Raw genomic sequence first — 18,377 nt, 5'->3', positions numbered from 1 at the left:
TGAAACCGATGAATTTGAACTTCACAGAAGAGCAACTCATGATGCGTGATATGGTTCGAGATTTTGCACAAAACGAAATTGCTCCGTTTGTCGAAAAAATGGAAGCAGGTGAATTTCCTAGGCCGATTTTAAACAAAATGGCTGAGCTCGGTTTAATGGGGATTACTGTTCCAGAAGAGTATGGCGGTTCTGGAATGGATTTTATTTCGTATATCATCGCCATTAATGAACTCTCCAAAGTAAGCGCGGTAATTGGTGTTATTCTATCTGTGCACACTTCTGTTGGTACAAATCCAATTCTATATTTTGGAAATGAAGAACAAAAACAAAAATATGTGCCAAAACTCGCAAAAGGAGAATATTTAGGAGCCTTTTGTTTAACAGAACCATCTGCAGGAAGCGATGCTGCTTCCTTAAAAACAAGAGCGGTGAAAAAAGGCGATAAATACATCATCAACGGCTCAAAAATCTTCATCACAAATGGTGGAGAGGCAGATGTTTATATCGTCTTTGCTAAAACAGATCCTGAAAAAGGTTCCCGCGGGGTAACGGCGTTCATTGTTGAAAAAGATACTCCAGGCCTCATCATAGGAAAAGATGAGAAAAAAATGGGCTTACACGGTTCTAGAACAGTTGAACTGAGTTTTGAAAACATGGAAGTGCCGGAAGCAAATCGCCTCGGAGAAGAAGGAGAAGGCTTTAAAATCGCAATGGCAAACTTAGATGTCGGCCGTATCGGGATTGCAGCACAAGCTCTTGGTATTGCAGAAGCGGCTTTAGATGCTGCAGTGAAATATGCAGGAGAGCGTCAACAGTTTGGTAAGCCAATTATTGCGAATCAAGGAATTGGGTTTAAGCTTGCAGATATGGCAACAGCGGTAGAAGCTGCAAGACTACTCGTTTATCGTGCGGCAGACCTACGTTCAAAAGGCTTGCCTTGCGGTAAAGAAGCGTCGATGGCGAAATTGTTTGCATCACAAACAGCGAGAGAAGTGGCAATCGAAGCAGTTCAAGTATTTGGCGGTTACGGTTATACAAAAGAGTATCCGGTAGAGCGCTACTTCCGTGATGCAAAAATCACTGAAATTTACGAAGGCACAAGTGAAATTCAACGCATTGTAATTAGCAAACATTTGTAAGATTCTGGTACTGTCTCAATATCCAAGTAGAAGTGCCAAACACTCAAAAAAAGGGGGATATCCATGAATTTCCAATTGTCGGAAGAACATTTACAACTGCGAGAAATGGTACGAGATTTCGCGCTAAATGAAGTAGCACCTACAGCTCAAGAACGTGATGAGCAAGCACGCTTTGATAGAGAAATTTGGGATAAACTAGCAGAACTTGGACTGACAGGAATCCCTTGGCCAGAGGAATACGGTGGAGCTGGCTTTGATTATTTAGCTTATGTAATCGCTGTAGAAGAACTTTCTCGCGTATGTGCGTCAACAGGTGTAACTCTCTCAGCTCATACTTCATTAGCGGGTTGGCCAGTTTATAAATTCGGTACTGAAGAACAAAAGCAAAAATACCTTCGACCTATGGCAGAAGGGAAGAAAATCGGTGCATATTGCTTAACTGAGCCTGGTTCAGGTAGTGACGCGGGCGCGATGAAAACAACAGCTGTTCTGGATGGAGATGAATACGTGCTAAACGGTTCAAAAATCTTCATCACAAATGGTGGTATCGCAGACATCTACATTGTCTTCGCATTAACAAATCCGGAAGCAAAAACAAGAGGAGTTAGCGCCTTTATCGTTGAATCAAGTTTCCCAGGTTTCCAAGTTGGGAAAAAAGAAGACAAAATGGGAATCCGTTCATCACCTACAGCAGAAATTATCTTTGACAACTGCCGAGTTCCAAAAGAAAACTTACTTGGTGCAGAAGGAGAAGGCTTTAAAATTGCAATGCAAACATTAGACGGTGGACGAAACGGAATTGCAGCCCAAGCGGTAGGAATTGCCCAAGGAGCGTTGGATGCAGCTGTTGAATATGCAAAAGAACGCGAACAATTCGGAAAACCAATCGCAGCAAATCAAGGGATCTCTTTCAAACTGGCAGATATGGCTACAGCAGTAGAAGCATCAAGACTATTAACTTATCAAGCAGCTTGGCTAGAATCCGAAGGCTTGCCTTACGGAAAAGCAAGCGCGATGGCAAAATTGATGGCGGGAGATACAGCAATGAAAGTGACGACAGAAGCTGTGCAAGTCTTTGGAGGATACGGTTATACGAAAGAATATCCTGTTGAGCGTTACATGCGTGATGCAAAAATTACGCAAATCTATGAAGGAACGCAAGAGATTCAAAGACTTGTAATCTCGCGCATGTTGACAAAGTAACAGGTATGAGCAAGGAAAAAATTATCGTACAAACTTCCGTCAAAGATGAAAGCCTTATCGAATTAAGACGCCAACAAATCGTTGAAGCAAGCGTTAAATTATTTAAAGAAAAGGGCTTTCATCGTGCAACAACAAGGGAAATAGCCAAAGCTGCTGGATTTAGTATTGGAACATTGTACGAATACATTCGAACGAAAGAAGATGTACTCTATTTAGTTTGTGACCACATCTACAATAAAGTAACGATGTGTTTATCAGACATTTCAACGCAAAAGGGAACAATTGAAGAACTAGAAGAAGCAATTCGACAATACTTCTTGTTAATTGATCGCATGATTGATGAATTTACAGTCATGTATCAAGAGACAAAATCATTGCCAAAAGAAGCAATGCAATACGTATTAAGCAAAGAGCTAGAGATGGTTTCGTTATTTGAGAAAATATTGAAATCTTGCGTGAAATCGGGAGAAATAGAGCTGACAGATCAAGAAATCTATTTAGCAGCAAACCACTTAGTAATCCAAGGACAAAGCTGGGCATTCCGCAAATGGGCGTATCACAAAAAATATACAACTGAAGAATTTATTGCATTGCAAACGAGATTATTCTTATCGGGGATTCTACATTTTCGTGAAAAATAGGGGTAAACACCGCTAAATTGCATACGATACCTTCGTTTGCAAAGCGGTGTTTTATCGCCTCAACCTTATTTTTCTTCGATGTGCATCTTTCATGAAAAGAAGTACACTTTAACAACCGGGAGATTTCGTTCACTTTTAAATGAAAGGGGTTTTATTATATGGTTCAAATGCAAACAGAGAATAAGACATCAAAGACTGAAATAAACCGTCCAACAACGGAAGTATATCGTCCGAAGAATCACGTTCGATTCGTTACAGCATCTAGCCTTTTCGACGGTCATGATGTATCGGTAAACATCATCAGAAGAATCCTTCAAGCAAGCGGGGCAGAAGTAATTCACCTTGGCCATAACCGATCTGTAGAAGAAGTGGTGAACGCAGCGATTCAAGAAGATGCACAAGCTGTTGCTGTTTCTTCTTATCAAGGCGGTCACATGGAGTACTTCAAATACATGTACGACCTGCTTAAAGAAAAAGGGGCACCTCACATCAAAATTTATGGAGGTGGAGGTGGAGTTATATTACCTAGAGAAATAAAAGAACTCCACGACTATGGTATTGCAGGTATTTTCTCACCAGAAGACGGCATGCGCCTTGGGTTGCAAGGAATGGTAAACGAAAAACTCAAAGGAGCAGACTTCTCAACACTGAGAGGGAACTATTTAGAGCTTCTAGATAAATTATCGACAGATCGACCAGAAATATTAGCGAACTTAATTACGGCAGCGGAAGTTGGCGGCGACCCTGAAATTACCGAAATGTTGAAACAAGCTCGCCAAAGAAGCAAAGGAACGCCGGTTGTCGGCATCACCGGAACAGGGGGAGCTGGAAAATCTTCACTTACGGATGAACTTGTACGAAGATTTTTACGAGAGTTCCCAGATAAGCGAATCGCGATTCTCTCTGTTGACCCGACAAAACAAAAAACAGGTGGGGCATTACTTGGTGACCGTATTCGCATGAATGCTATTTTCGATAAACGAGTATATATGAGAAGCCTTGCAACGCGCGGATCTCGTTCAGAACTTTCTGCATCTATCGGCGATATTCTTGATGTGGTGAAAGCAGCGGGCTTTGATTTAATCTTTGTAGAAACAAGTGGAATTGGTCAAGGGGATGCGGAAATTACGAAATATACAGACCTATCCATGTATGTGATGACGAGCGAGTTCGGTGCACCAACGCAATTAGAAAAAATCGACATGATTGATTTTGCTGATTTAATCGCTATCAACAAATTTGAGCGAAAAGGTTCTGAAGACGCTCTTCGTCAAGTGCAAAAACAATATCAACGTTCTCATGAATTATGGAACCAACAATTAGACGAAATGCCGGTTTACGGCACAATCGCTAGTCAATTTAACGACAAAGGAACAAACGCTTTATTTGCAGCGCTTGTGAAGAAAATCAACGAAAAATTCGGCTACAATTGGGAAACTTCCTATGAAATCGTCTCTAAAACAGAAAAACAAGATGTGATCATTCCAAATGACCGCCGATTCTATTTGCGCGAAATTGTAGATACAGTTCGCAACTATCATAAAAAAGTAGAGCAACAATCAGAACTTGCAACAAGACTTTACCAAATCGAAGGAACAATCAAAGAATTAAAAGCAAAAAATCCGGATGAGGTTCTTATCAAGTCTCTCGAAACACTAGCGGAAGGAATAAAAAATGAATTAACACCAGAATCTAAACGAATTTTAGAAAACTGGGAGAAAGTAAAAGAAGCATATGCAGGCGAAGAATTTGTAACAAAAATCCGCGATAAAGAAATTCGAACATTACTTACAACAACATCTTTATCCGGAACAAAAATCCCAAAAGTGGCATTACCAAAATTCAAAGACTACGGCGAAATTTTACGCTGGGTATATAAAGAAAATGTTCCTGGTTCCTTCCCGTATACAGCAGGAGTATTTCCATTCAAGCGACAAGGAGAAGATCCTAAACGCCAATTTGCTGGAGAAGGAACACCAGAACGTACAAATAAGCGATTCCACTACTTATCAAAAGATGATCCGGCAAAACGTTTATCAACAGCTTTTGATTCTGTAACGCTTTACGGAGAAGATCCAGATGAACGTCCAGACATTTTCGGAAAAATTGGTGAATCGGGTGTAAGTGTCTGCACGCTTGATGACATGAAAAAATTATTTGAAGGCTTTGATTTGTGCCACCCATCAACATCTGTATCGATGACAATTAATGGTCCAGCGCCAATCATTTTAGCGATGTTCATGAACACAGCGATTGACCAGCAAGTGAAAAAGAAAGAAAAAGAATTAGGTCGCATTTTAACAGTGGAAGAGTTTACAGAAATTAAAGAACAAACGCTACAAGTTGTTCGTGGTACGGTACAAGCGGATATTTTAAAAGAAGACCAAGGCCAAAACACTTGCATCTTCTCAACGGAATTCGCCCTTCGTATGATGGGAGATATTCAAGAATACTTCATTAAACATAAAGTTCGCAACTACTATTCTGTATCAATTTCCGGCTATCACATTGCGGAAGCTGGGGCAAACCCAATTACTCAATTAGCCTTTACGCTAGCAAATGGCTTTACGTACGTGGAATATTATTTAAGCCGTGGCATGCACATTGACGATTTTGCACCGAATTTATCATTCTTCTTCTCAAATGGCCTTGACCCAGAATACACAGTGATTGGTCGAGTGGCTCGTCGCATTTGGGCAATTGTAATGCGCGACAAATACGGTGCAAATGAACGCAGCCAAAAGCTGAAATACCATATTCAAACATCTGGCCGCAGCTTGCATGCGCAAGAAATTGACTTTAACGATATTCGTACAACGCTTCAAGCATTGATGGCGTTACAAGATAACTGTAACTCACTTCATACAAATGCATACGATGAAGCGATTACAACGCCAACGGAAGAATCAGTAAGAAGAGCGATGGCTATTCAAATGATCATTACGAAAGAGCATGGTTTATCGAAAAATGAAAACCCATTACAAGGCTCATTCATCGTAGAAGAATTAACGGATTTAGTAGAAGAAAAAGTGCTTGAAGAATTTGAGCGAATTAATGACCGTGGTGGCGTTCTTGGAGCGATGGAAACGCAATATCAACGCGGAAAAATTCAAGAAGAATCCATGTATTATGAACAATTGAAACATTCCGGAGAACTACCAATTATCGGTGTGAATACGTACATTAATCCGAATGCTTCCATTGAAGAAATTGATAAATTAGAAGTGGCTCGTGCATCGAAGGAAGAAAAGGAACAACAAATTCGAAACTTACGAGTATTCCAAGACCGCAATAAAGATGAGTGTGCCCAAGCATTAAAACGATTGCAAGAAGTTGCACTTTCTGGCGGCAATATTTTTGAAGAATTAATGGAAACAGTAAAAGTAGCAAGTCTCGGTCAAATTACGAAAGCACTGTACGAAGTTGGCGGCCAATATCGAAGAAACATGTAATGTTTATGGATAGAATTTTTTACAAATATAAAGTGCACATAATAAAATATTAGGTGTTGTAATTTTCACCTAGTTGTTAATATTCAGGGGGAACGTTCGAAGTTTTTAGCTTCTGAGCGCTTCCTCTTCTTATACATATACATAGAAAAAGTTGAAAATTTTTCTCTTCTTCATAAAAAATTGTTGCAAATTTTATCATCTTTGGAGGAAAATTGGCTATAATGTTTGTTACAAGAAGAGGAGGGTTGCAAGTGAAACAATACGGACACTATTTTATGATTTTATCATGCCTAATTGCAACCTTCTTTTTGTATAATAAACAATTAGGAGCAATACCGCTTCTCATCTTGTCAGGTTATTTATTTTATATGGCAATCAGAGATTTTTATAAAATAAAAAACAATAAATGAATCTAGCATAGTATACAATTATTTGTATATAATGGTTAACATGTGTAATGTATGTATTAAAGAAAGGGCGTGCACGAGTTGAAGATTCGTGAAATGACAAAAGAGCAAATAGCAGAAGAATCGTTAGTAGACTTAGCGTTTGCAATTCTAGAAGAGAAAAAAACAGCTACTCCATTTTTCGATTTATTAGATGAAATTAAAGAATTAAAAGGGCTTTCTGAAGAAGAAGTTAAACAAGTATTGGTACAATTTTTTACGGATTTAAATGTAGATGGTCGTTTCTTATTAAACCACGATAACACGTGGGGACTTCGTGAATGGTATAAAATCGAAACAATCGAAGAAGAAACAGCACCTACTATTAAAACTCGTAAACGTAGAGCGAGAATGGCTGTCTTTGATGATGACGAAGAAATCATTGATGAAGATGATTTAGTATTTGAAGAAGAATTTGAAGAGTTCTTGGATGAAGATGAAGAAGATATCGACTTCGATGATGAACTTGTGGACGACTTCGATGATGCTCTTGATGATTTAGATGTAGATCTTCCAGATGATATTGATGAAGTCGATGATGATTTAATCGATGGTGATGAAGAGTTATTAATCGACGATGAAGAATTAGATGTAGAAATCGATGAAGAGGAAGAATAATAAATTTTTGTAAATATGTAAATTTAATGGTTTTTATATAAACTACTTGACTTATTAATTTGTTCCGTTTAATCTTTTATTTGGGCTCCTTAAGAAGGAGAATGAACGTGATATATTCACGCTCCCCCTGCAAAATGCAGGAGGAGCGTTTTTTATTTTTTGTTCTTGAGGAAGCCTATTTCCTATAAACATGTTCCACAGAGAAGTGTATAATACAAGCCATGAGGAAATTTCGGTAATTGTGTTTAGTGCTTTCTCTTTTGGAACGTTGCTTGTAAGCATGGAAATGTAGGAAAAGGAAAAAATGAATAAAGGATTATTGATGAGTTAACATTCAGCAATGATTTAGTATAAGTTATTTAATTTTATAAAAGTGGAAATATTTGAGGAGGAATTTTACAAATGACGAAGTATATTTTTGTAACTGGTGGAGTAGTATCGTCCTTAGGTAAAGGGATTGTTGCTTCATCATTAGGTAGACTATTAAAAAATCGAGGCTTGCAAGTGACGATTCAAAAATTCGATCCATATTTAAATATAGATCCTGGTACGATGAGCCCTTATCAACATGGTGAGGTATTCGTTACTGATGACGGTGCTGAAGCAGACTTAGACTTAGGGCACTATGAACGTTTTATTGACATTAATTTAGGTAAACATTCTACGGTAACTTCCGGTAAAATATATCAAACAGTTTTAGCGAAAGAGCGTCGCGGTGACTATAATGGAAAAACAGTTCAAGTTATTCCTCACGTGACAAATGAAATTAAAGAGCGCATTCAACGTGCTGGAAGAGAAACAAGTGCGGATATCGTAATTACGGAAGTAGGGGGAACAGTTGGAGATTTCGAAGGGCTTCCATTCTTAGAAGCAATCCGTCAAATGAAATCTGATTTAGGTGCAGAAAATGTGATGTATGTTCACTGTACACTAATCCCTTACATCAGAGCTGCAGGTGAATTAAAAACAAAACCAACTCAACATTCAGTAAAAGAATTGCGTTCTTTAGGTATCCAACCAAATATTTTAGTTGTGCGTACAGAACAACCAGTTTCTGAGGACATGAAAGAAAAATTAGCATTATTCTGTGATGTATCCCCTCGCAACATTATTGAGTCTCGAGATGTGGAACATTTATATGAAGTGCCATTAAATCTACATGCTCAAGATTTAGATGATATTGTATTAGAGTATTTCGGAATCGAAGCACCAGAAGCTGATATGTCTGATTGGAAAGAGCTAGTGCATAAGGTGAAAAACTTAAAACATAAAACACGCATTGCGCTTGTTGGAAAATATGTTGAGTTACAAGACGCATATATTTCAGTTGTTGAAGCTTTAAAACATGCTGGTTACGTTTACGATTCCGATATTTGCATCGATTGGATTAACGCTGAAGATATTACAGAAGTAAATGTGCATGAATTATTGAAAGATGCAGACGGAATTATTGTACCTGGCGGATTTGGAAATCGCGGTACAGAAGGAAAAATCACAGCAATTAAATATGCTCGTGAAAACGATGTGCCATTCCTTGGTATTTGTTTAGGAATGCAAATGATGGCAATTGAATTTGCTCGAAATGTTCTAGGATTAAAAGGAGCGCATACAACAGAAATTGTGAAAGATACTCCATATCCAATCATAGATTTACTACCAGACCAAAAAGAAAATATGGATTTAGGCGGAACATTACGCTTAGGTTTATATCCATGTAAATTAAAAGAAGGTTCTCGTGCTGAACAAGCTTATCAAGATGAGTTAGTATATGAACGTCATCGCCACCGTTATGAATTCAATAATGAATTCCGTGAAGCAATGGAAGCTGAGGGACTCGTATTCTCAGGTACAAGCCCTGACAATCGTTTAGTGGAAATTATCGAATTACCAGAGAAAAAATTCTTCCTTGGATGCCAATTCCATCCTGAATTTGTTTCTCGTCCACAACGCCCGCAACCTTTATTCCGTGAGTTTATCGGAGCAGCTTTCAAATACCGCAAAAATCAATAAATGCTAATGAAAAAAGACTACCATTTAAGGTAGTCTTTTTATTATGATGAAATATCAGATAAAAAAGGAAAAACTGTATTTTTTTACTATTTTCATTATATTAATAAACAATTGACTATATTTGAAAATAATAAAAGGTAAACAAAGATTATATTTCATCTTCTAACATTTCATCATAAGCAAGTTTAATTGCTTCATAAATAAAGAGACCAGCATGTAGGTGAGGAATAACAACCCGTTCGCCTAAATTCGTAGGATGGGGAATTAATCCACCTCGAACATGCATCGATATATAAGTATAAGCAAGATCGCTTAACTCATTATCATTGCTTGGAACTTCGCTTGCTACTGCTGCAAAAGGGATAAATTGTTCATATAATTTCTTCGCAAGTTGAAGGGCTTCTTTATCTTGACAACTTTTTGCAAATATTAAAACTCGATCAGTTTCACGAATTTCAACATCAGGTGACCATTTTACGAGATTTAAAAATGGTTGTTCTTTGTTAGATAAAGCGTAGGATTCAATTGCTTGCAGTTCATCAAAACAAGCAAAGTAAACACTCCCTTCACCGACACTGGCTTGTGCGAGAAGGCGGGCAGTTTGTTCAATTGCATCCTCTTCGTTTTGAACAATTTTTTGATATAAACCATTTAATTGTGTAGCGAGTATTTTTGACATATTTCCACCTCAAACCAATTATAATTTTCTATTCTTTGAAATGCAAAATTACATAATTGTGATGGAAGTATGTAAATTTTTTATATATCAAAGTAAAATTCATGTTTATTATAATAAAATTAAGGGAAAAGGAAGGTTAGGGAAAAAATGTTTTAAGGGGAAAAGACTGTGAAAAAAATATTGATTGTGGACGATCAAAGAGGAATCAGAATGTTGCTCGACGAGATTTTCAAAAGGGAAGGAGTGAAAACGTATTTAGCATCAAATGGGCCTGAAGCACTTCAATTAATAGAAAATTCGAGAATGGACGGTGTCCTTCTTGATATGAAATTACCAGGAATTGACGGAAAAGAGATACTAAGGAAAATAAAAACTTTGTACCCTGAAATGCCAGTATTTATCATGTCCGCATATGAAGAAGCTGAAATGGTGAAACAAGCTAATTGTTATGGAGCTGACTATTATTTTACGAAACCCTTTAATATTTTTGAATTAAAAGATGCTGTGATTAAGATGATAAATAGAAAGAAAGTTTTATCCGAATAAATGGCCGTTCCAAGTTTTGGGACGGTTATTTTTTTCAGGTAATCGTAGAAGAAAAGATTCATCATAATTGGGATGAAGAATAAGTGTAGACACACATGCTAGGATTCTATCTGCACAAGAATAGGGTGCATCTACACGAGTTAAGGTTGTATCTGCACGAGAGTAGGGCGCATTCGCACGAGTCAGGGGATTATCTCTCAAGACAGGGTATATCCACACGAGTTAAGGTTATATATGCATAAGTAAGGAGACATTTGCACGAGTCAGAGGTAAATCCACACGAATCAAAGTCGTATCCACACGAGCAAGGAAAATATCCGCACAAGAAGGGCGCATTCGCAAGAGCAAAAGTTGCATCTGCACAAGCCAAAGAAGCACCCCCTGAATATGGATTCATCCGAACAAGCCAAAGAAGTACCCTCTCCAGTAAGAATCCATCCACATAAGAAGTACCCGCCCGAGTAAGGATCCAACACACAAACTCAAGCGTTCCACAACATTTGCTCACTACTTGTGGGGGAAAGTTGATTTTGGTACTATTAAAACGGAAAACATTATTAAATTAACCATCCTGAGGAGGATTTGTATAATGCCATTAGTATCGATGAAAGAAATGTTGATTAAAGCGAAAGAAGGAAAATATGCGGTTGGTCAATTTAATATTAACAACTTAGAATTTACACAAGCCATTTTACAAGCTGCTGAAGAAGAAAAATCACCGGTAATTCTTGGCGTTTCTGAAGGTGCCGGAAAATATATGGGCGGATTCGTTGCTGTTGTACACATGGTGAAAGGCTTAATGGAAAGCTACAACATTACAGTTCCTGTTGCCATCCACTTAGACCACGGCTCCAGCTTTGAAAAATGTAAAGAGGCAGTAGATGCTGGCTTCACTTCTGTTATGATTGATGCATCCCACAAACCATTTGAAGAAAACGTAGAAATTACAAAAAAAGTTGTTGAATATGCACACTCAAAAGGTGTTTCTGTAGAAGCGGAACTTGGTATCGTAGGCGGACAAGAAGATGATGTCGTTGGAGAAGGTATTATTTATGCTGATCCGCAAGAATGTAAACAATTAGCGGAGTTGACTGACATTGATTGCTTAGCTCCAGCACTTGGTTCTGTTCATGGTCCGTATAAAGGCGAACCAAAACTTGGCTTCAAAGAGATGGAGGAAATTTCTCAATTAACAGGCCTTCCACTCGTACTTCACGGCGGAACTGGAATCCCAACAAAAGATATTCAACGTGCAATTTCATTAGGTACAGCAAAAATTAACGTAAATACTGAAAACCAAATTGCAGCAACAAGAGTTGTTCGTGAAATTCTAGAAAAAGATGCGAACCTTTATGACCCAAGAAAATACTTAGGTCCAGCTCGTGAAGCAATTAAAGAAACAGTAATCGGAAAAATTCGTGAATTTGGAAGCTCAAACAAAGCATAAAAATAGTTCAAAATAATCGTTTATTTTTTAACAATAAGTGTCTAGTATAGTTTTTAATAACAAAAATATCACTTCGAAAACAATACAAGGGAAGTGTCGAGCGTACGACCTTCTCTTCATTTTTAATGAAATTGGGGAGGGCTATCATGAAATTTTTTATTGATACAGCGAACTTCGATGAAATAAAAGAAGCGCACTCTTGGGGGATTCTGTCAGGAGTAACGACAAATCCATCATTAGTTGCAAAAGAAGAAGGAATCTCTTTCCATGACAGACTACGTGAAATAGCGGAACTCGTTGACGGATCTGTTAGTGGAGAAGTGATTTCGCTAGATGCAGAAGGAATGATTAAAGAAGGACTAGAATTATCAAAAATTGCTCCAAATATTACAGTAAAATTACCGATGACACCAGAAGGATTAAAAGCATGTAAATATTTTTCCGAAAAAGGCATTAAAACAAATGTCACTTTAATATTTAGTGCCAACCAAGCCCTTCTAGCTGCTCGTGCTGGTGCCACATACGTATCTCCCTTCTTAGGTCGATTAGATGATATCGGACAAAATGGTGTACAACTAGTGGCGCAAATTGCAGAAATCTTTGATATTCATCACATTGAAACGGAAATCATTGCTGCATCCATTCGCCATCCGCAACATGTAGTAGAGGCTGCTTTAGCTGGTGCGGATATTGCCACAGTGCCATTTAAAGTGCTAAAACAACTGTTTCATCATCCATTAACGGATAAAGGAATTGAAGCATTTTTAGCTGACTGGGAAAAACGTAGTAATAAATAATATAATTCCCAGGATGTAGTTTAGTTTGTTCCATTATCAGAAAAGAATAAAGAAAAGACAAAATTGTTATCTCAATTTTTGTGATGTAGAAATAAACTAAATATTACAAATGAATTTATTTTATAAATGCGTAGTTAAGCGGAAAAAAGACCATAATAAAGGAAACTTTCCAATCACGAGGGAGAACGCTTATGGATGTATATAAAATTATTGGCGGAAATCGTCTCAAAGGAACAGTCAAAGTCAGTGGAGCCAAAAATAGTGCCGTTGCGTTAATACCCGCGTCAATCCTAGCTAATTCTCCGGTGACAATCGGTGGGATTCCCGAAATTTCAGATGCTTTCACGTTGAAAGCTCTACTTGAGGAAATAGGTGGAGAAGTTATTTTCGAAAATGGACAAATGACGATTGATCCTACAAATATGACGCCGATTCCATTACCTAATGGCAATGTGAAAAAACTTCGTGCTTCCTATTACCTCATGGGAGCGATGCTAGGTCGGTTTAAAAAAGCTGTCATCGGTCTTCCTGGAGGATGCTTTTTAGGACCGCGCCCAATCGATCAACATATAAAAGGGTTTGAAGCATTAGGGGCGAAAGTGACAAATGAACACGGCGCAATTTATTTAAGAGCAGAAGAATTAATTGGAACGAAAATTTATTTGGACGTTGCGAGCGTCGGTGCGACGATTAACATAATGCTTGCAGCTGTTCGAGCGAAAGGCAGAACGATTATTGAGAATGCTGCGAAAGAACCAGAAATTATTGATGTTGCCACACTTTTGACAAACATGGGTGCGAACATTAAAGGAGCTGGAACAAGTGTCATCCGTATTGAAGGTGTCGATGAACTTCATGGTACGAAGCATGTGATTATTCCAGACCGTATTGAAGCAGCCACTTATATGATTATGGCGGCTGCGTTGGGAGATGGAGTCACGATTGATAACATCATTCCACTCCATTTAGAAGCGGTAACAGCAAAATTACGTGAAATGGGAGTAAGAGTGGAAGAAGGAGAAGAGAGCATCTTTATTCCAAAATCGGATGAATTGCAAGCGGTAGACGTAAAAACCCTTGTATATCCAGGATTCCCCACTGATGTTCAGCAACCACTCTCTGTATTGATGACACAAGCAATCGGTGCCTCAAAAATAACGGAAACCATTTATACTTCTCGTTTTAAACATATTGATGAATTAAGACGAATGAACGCAAATGTTCGAGTAGAAGGAAATACGGCAATCATTCAAGGACCAACAAAATTGCACGGTTCAAAGGTGACTGCAACAGATCTTCGAGCAGGTGCAGCTTTAGTGCTGGCTGGTTTATTAGCAGAAGGAGAAACAGAAATCCGAGATATTTATCATATTGAAAGAGGATACAGTAATTTTATTGAGAAATTGCGCAGTCTCGGAGCAAATATACGCAAAGAATCAATAACGGTAAGCACTGTTGAAAGAGTTGAGAAAATTTAAACATGACCGTAAGAAGTCTCTCACCTGAAAAAATTTAATTGTTAGCCTAGGGGAGAGACGAATTTTCTCGTAAATGTTGATACAAGTAAAGGTTAAATGCCCACACTCCAACTAGGTGGTGGGCAGTTTACAATTATGGTACAATGGTATATGGAAGTTTTCGTACTTGTAGCAGGAGGAAAATAAAATAATGGAACGTAGTTTAACGATGGAAATAGTTCGCGTCACTGAAGCAGCAGCAATTGCATCTGCCAAATGGATGGGGCGCGGTCTGAAAAATGAAGCAGATCAAGCAGCTACTTCAGCAATGCGTGCTTTGTTTGATACAATCCCTATGCACGGTAGAGTTGTGATTGGTGAAGGTGAAATGGATGAAGCACCAATGCTGTATATTGGTGAAGAACTAGGCCTTCGCAATGGCGGTCCTGAAGTGGATATTGCCGTAGACCCTTTAGAAGGAACAAACATTGTTGCTAAAGGTGGAAATGGGGCAATGACGGTCGTTGCCATTGCGGACCGAGGAAATTTATTAAATGCACCAGATATGTATATGGAAAAAATTGCGGTCGGTCCTGAAAGTAAAGGGAAAGTTGACATAAACGCTTCTGTCACAGAAAATTTAAGGGCCGTAGCAGAAGCAAAAAATAAATCAATTTCTGACGTCGTTGCAATTTTACTTGATAGACCTCGCCACCAACATATCGTAGATGAAATTCGTGCTGCTGGAGCCCGCATTAAATTCATTCAAGATGGTGACGTGAGTGCTGCAATTAGCACAGCATTCGATGAAACGGGTATCGACATCATGTTCGGTACTGGAGGAGCACCAGAAGGCGTGATATCCGCTGTAGCATTAAAATGTTTAGGCGGAGATTTCCAAGGGCGATTAGTCCCACAAAACGATGATGAATTGAAACGTTGTATTAGCATGGGATTAGATGTTTCCAAAGTGTTATACTTAGATGACCTTGTAAAAGGTGATGACGCTATTTTTGCTGCGACAGCAGTGACAGATAGTGAACTATTAAGAGGCGTTCAATATAAAGGGGAATATTGCTTAACAAACTCACTTGTTATGCGTGCAAAAACAGGTACAGTTCGTTTCATTGAAGGTCGCCACAATATGATTAAAAAACCAAATTACGAAAAATAAATAAATTCTTCCCATATTAAGATGTCTGATAGTATATTAAAAATATGCATCAGACATCTTCTACCTTCCAAATCCACTAGTAATTTTCCATAGACATTAAAAATTTATAAAGACTGGAGTAATGCTATGACTCTTACGATTGCTCAATTAGAAAACATGACATTGAAAGAATTATATAATCTCGCAAGGGAATATAAGATTTCTTATTATAGCAAATTAACAAAAAAAGAATTGATTTTTGCCATATTAAAATCTCGTTCAGAACAAGAAGGGTACTTCTTTATGGAAGGGATATTAGAAATTGTCAATTCTGAAGGGTTTGGCTTCCTGCGACCGATTAACTATTCACCTTCCAAAGAAGACATTTATATTTCTGCATCTCAAATTCGCCGTTTTGACCTTCGAAATGGTGATAAAGTTTCTGGTAAAGTACGCCCACCAAAAGAAAACGAACGATATTACGGATTACTTCAAGTAGACGCGGTTAACGGAGAAGACCCGGAAATTGCGAAAGAACGCGTTCACTTCCCAGCTCTAACTCCACTCTACCCTAATCGACAAATCAAACTCGAAACAACACCTGATAAATTATCGACAAGAATAATGGATTTAGTTGCTCCCGTTGGATTTGGACAACGAGGATTAATTGTGGCGCCACCAAAAGCTGGTAAAACTACATTGTTAAAAGAAATTGCTAATGCTATCACTACAAACTATCCGCAAGCTGAACTAATTGTATTATTAATTGATGAACGTCCAGAAGAAGTAACTGATATTGAACGCTCTGTTAAAGCAGATGTCGTTAGTTCGACATTTGATGAATTACCAGAAAACCATGTGAAAGTTGCAGAATTAGTATTGGAACGTGCACGTCGCCTCGTTGAACATAAGCGAGATGTAATTATTTTAATGGATTCTATCACAAGACTTGCACGCGCTTACAACTTAGTAATTCCGCCAAGTGGAAGAACATTATCCGGTGGTATTGACCCTGCGGCATTCCATCGACCAAAACGCTTCTTTGGGTCAGCGCGAAATATTGAAGAGGGCGGCAGTTTAACAATATTAGCGACTGCTTTAATCGATACGGGGTCGCGTATGGACGAAGTAATTTACGAGGAGTTTAAAGGGACAGGTAACTTGGAGTTGCATTTAGATCGTAATCTTGCAGAACGCCGAATTTTCCCGGCACTCGATATTCGTCGATCCGGCACAAGGAAAGAAGAATTGTTAATTCCGCAAGAGCAATTAGATAAACTATGGGCAATTCGAAAAACCTTTACCGATGCTCCAGACTTTACAGAACGTTTCTTGAAAAAACTTCGTTCAACAGAATCTAACGAAGAGTTTTTTGAAATTTTAAACGAAGAAATGAAAAAAGCAAAAGGTAGAGGTCTTTTATAAAGGATTAATCCTTTGATTTCTATTTTAAATTCATTTATACTTTACCTTGAATATTCAAAAGTAGTATGATAATATAGTCGAGTATGTAACGTGTGCATATGTAACTGGCATATTCGGGTTACGTAAGGCACAGTACGATAAATAACTCTGTTCCAGAATGGTTCAGGGCGGGAGGAGTAAACGAATATGAAACAAGGAATTCATCCAGAGTACTACACTGCAACAGTTACTTGCTCATGTGGTAACACATTCCAAACAGGTTCAGTGAAAGCTGACATTCGCGTTGAGGTTTGCAACGAATGTCACCCATTCTACACTGGACGTCAAAAATTCGCGGCTGCTGATGGTCGTGTGGATCGTTTCAACAAAAAATACGGTCTCAAATAGGAAGCATAAAATGCCTGCCAACAAAATGGCAGGCATTTTTTTGATAGTATTTCTACATACCACCAAGTAGTAAAAAAGAGGGAGAACGATGGCTCAACTATTTTTTAAATATGGTGCAATGAACAGCGGAAAATCAATTGAAATTTTAAAAGTTGCACATAATTATGAAGAGCAGAATAAACCGGTATTAATGTTTACGTCTGGAATTGATAATCGGGATGAAGTCGGATACGTTTCAAGTCGCATTGGATTACGCAGAAAAGCTATTCCTATTTTTGACGATACAAACATTTTTGAAATCGTGAAAAACCATCCGGAAAAATTGTTTTGCATTCTTGTTGATGAAGTGCAATTTTTAAAGAAGGAACATGTATTACAATTAACGAAAATTGTGGATGTATTAGATATTCCGGTGATGGGCTTCGGTTTAAAAAACGACTTTCAAAATGAGTTGTTTGAAGGTAGCAAATATATGTTAATTTACGCGGATAAAATTGAAGAAATGAAAACAATTTGTTGGTTCTGCCATAAAAAAGCAACAATGAATTTGCGGATTGATGAAAATGGAAAACCGATTTACGTTGGTGAACAAATACAAATTGGTGGTAATGATACATATTATCCTGTCTGCCGTAAATGCCATGCCAATCCGCCATTGTGATTAATTGAAGCAATGATGTTAGGGTGTTAACAGGGATAAGGTAGTACCTACACAAGCAGTTGTACTATCCGCACGAGCGAGGGTGTTATCCACACAAGTGGAGTGCTATCCGCGCAAGCCAAGGGTCTATCTGCACAAGCTGGAGTATTATCCACACAAGCCGAGGATTCTTCCGCACGAGCGCGGATGTTATCCACACAAGTGGGAATGTATCCGCACGAGCAAGGGAGTTATCCACACAAGTGGTAGTGCTATCCTCACGAGCAGAGGATTAATCAGTGGGAATTTCCTATTCTCATGAGCAAGCACCAATTAC

Annotated in this window: 16 protein-coding genes; 15 read left to right on the top strand and 1 reads right to left on the bottom strand. The window is 38.3% G+C overall.

From position 1 onward, the window contains the following. Positions 1–8 precede the first annotated feature (8 nt). The 7 genes from NST00_RS00480 (at position 9) to NST00_RS00450 (ending at position 9,509) form a co-directional block, all read left to right on the top strand. Positions 9–1,139 carry an acyl-CoA dehydrogenase gene (locus NST00_RS00480; RefSeq protein WP_340709481.1) on the top strand — a complete coding sequence of 377 codons (1,131 nt, stop codon included), beginning with the start codon at positions 9–11 and terminating at the stop codon, positions 1,137–1,139. Between the two features lie 63 nt (positions 1,140–1,202). Continuing rightward, positions 1,203–2,342 carry an acyl-CoA dehydrogenase gene (locus NST00_RS00475; protein WP_016837273.1) on the top strand — a complete coding sequence of 380 codons (1,140 nt, stop codon included), beginning with the start codon at positions 1,203–1,205 and terminating at the stop codon, positions 2,340–2,342. Positions 2,343–2,347: 5 nt separating this feature from the next. Then, a complete protein-coding gene (locus tag NST00_RS00470) occupies positions 2,348–2,983 on the top strand; it encodes a TetR/AcrR family transcriptional regulator (RefSeq protein WP_096550314.1) in 636 nt (211 codons plus the stop codon). Positions 2,984–3,141: 158 nt separating this feature from the next. After that, positions 3,142–6,435, top strand: a complete 3,294-nt coding sequence (icmF, locus tag NST00_RS00465; protein ID WP_016837271.1) for a fused isobutyryl-CoA mutase/GTPase IcmF — start codon at positions 3,142–3,144, stop codon at positions 6,433–6,435. 251 nt (positions 6,436–6,686) lie between these two features. Further along, on the top strand, positions 6,687–6,845 hold the full coding sequence (locus NST00_RS00460) for a hypothetical protein (protein ID WP_016837270.1): 159 nt from the start codon (positions 6,687–6,689) through the stop codon (positions 6,843–6,845). Between the two features lie 69 nt (positions 6,846–6,914). Further along, positions 6,915–7,499 carry a DNA-directed RNA polymerase subunit delta gene (gene rpoE / locus NST00_RS00455; RefSeq protein WP_026018985.1) on the top strand — a complete coding sequence of 195 codons (585 nt, stop codon included), beginning with the start codon at positions 6,915–6,917 and terminating at the stop codon, positions 7,497–7,499. 402 nt (positions 7,500–7,901) lie between these two features. Next, entirely contained in the window at positions 7,902–9,509 is a 1,608-nt protein-coding gene (locus NST00_RS00450; RefSeq protein WP_016837268.1) for a CTP synthase, read from the top strand. 148 nt (positions 9,510–9,657) lie between these two features. On the opposite strand, the gene NST00_RS00445 is transcribed toward NST00_RS00450, so the two are convergent. Further along, positions 9,658–10,188: a DUF2529 family protein gene (locus NST00_RS00445; RefSeq protein WP_340709480.1), complete on the bottom strand. Its 531-nt coding sequence runs from the start codon at positions 10,186–10,188 to the stop codon at positions 9,658–9,660. 168 nt (positions 10,189–10,356) lie between these two features. On the opposite strand from NST00_RS00445, the gene NST00_RS00440 reads away from it, so the two are divergent. The 8 genes from NST00_RS00440 to NST00_RS00405 all read left to right on the top strand — a co-directional run bounded on the left by NST00_RS00440 (position 10,357) and on the right by NST00_RS00405 (position 18,061). Continuing rightward, entirely contained in the window at positions 10,357–10,734 is a 378-nt protein-coding gene (locus tag NST00_RS00440) for a response regulator (RefSeq protein WP_168412684.1), read from the top strand. A 589-nt stretch (positions 10,735–11,323) separates the two neighbouring features. Further along, entirely contained in the window at positions 11,324–12,181 is an 858-nt protein-coding gene (locus NST00_RS00435) for a class II fructose-bisphosphate aldolase (RefSeq protein WP_016837264.1), read from the top strand. 146 nt (positions 12,182–12,327) lie between these two features. Beyond that, complete coding sequence (gene fsa, locus NST00_RS00430) at positions 12,328–12,978, top strand: fructose-6-phosphate aldolase (RefSeq protein WP_339289225.1); 651 nt, start codon at positions 12,328–12,330, stop codon at positions 12,976–12,978. Positions 12,979–13,169: 191 nt separating this feature from the next. After that, positions 13,170–14,456 (top strand): UDP-N-acetylglucosamine 1-carboxyvinyltransferase, encoded by a 1,287-nt coding sequence (locus NST00_RS00425; RefSeq protein WP_016837262.1) that lies wholly within the window; start codon positions 13,170–13,172, stop codon positions 14,454–14,456. A 190-nt stretch (positions 14,457–14,646) separates the two neighbouring features. Continuing rightward, complete coding sequence (glpX, locus tag NST00_RS00420) at positions 14,647–15,609, top strand: class II fructose-bisphosphatase (protein ID WP_016837261.1); 963 nt, start codon at positions 14,647–14,649, stop codon at positions 15,607–15,609. Between the two features lie 126 nt (positions 15,610–15,735). Continuing rightward, positions 15,736–17,013, top strand: coding sequence for a transcription termination factor Rho (gene rho, locus NST00_RS00415; protein ID WP_016837260.1), 1,278 nt, complete (start codon positions 15,736–15,738; stop codon positions 17,011–17,013). Positions 17,014–17,199: 186 nt separating this feature from the next. Then, complete coding sequence (rpmE, locus tag NST00_RS00410) at positions 17,200–17,400, top strand: 50S ribosomal protein L31 (protein ID WP_016837259.1); 201 nt, start codon at positions 17,200–17,202, stop codon at positions 17,398–17,400. An 88-nt stretch (positions 17,401–17,488) separates the two neighbouring features. Continuing rightward, positions 17,489–18,061 (top strand): thymidine kinase, encoded by a 573-nt coding sequence (locus tag NST00_RS00405; protein WP_168412685.1) that lies wholly within the window; start codon positions 17,489–17,491, stop codon positions 18,059–18,061. Positions 18,062–18,377: the final 316 nt, after the last annotated feature.

It is taken from the genome of Ureibacillus sp. FSL K6-0165, assembly GCF_038004285.1.
Taxonomy (GTDB): domain Bacteria; phylum Bacillota; class Bacilli; order Bacillales_A; family Planococcaceae; genus Ureibacillus; species Ureibacillus thermosphaericus.
This window is presented reverse-complemented; position numbering and strand designations above follow the sequence as displayed.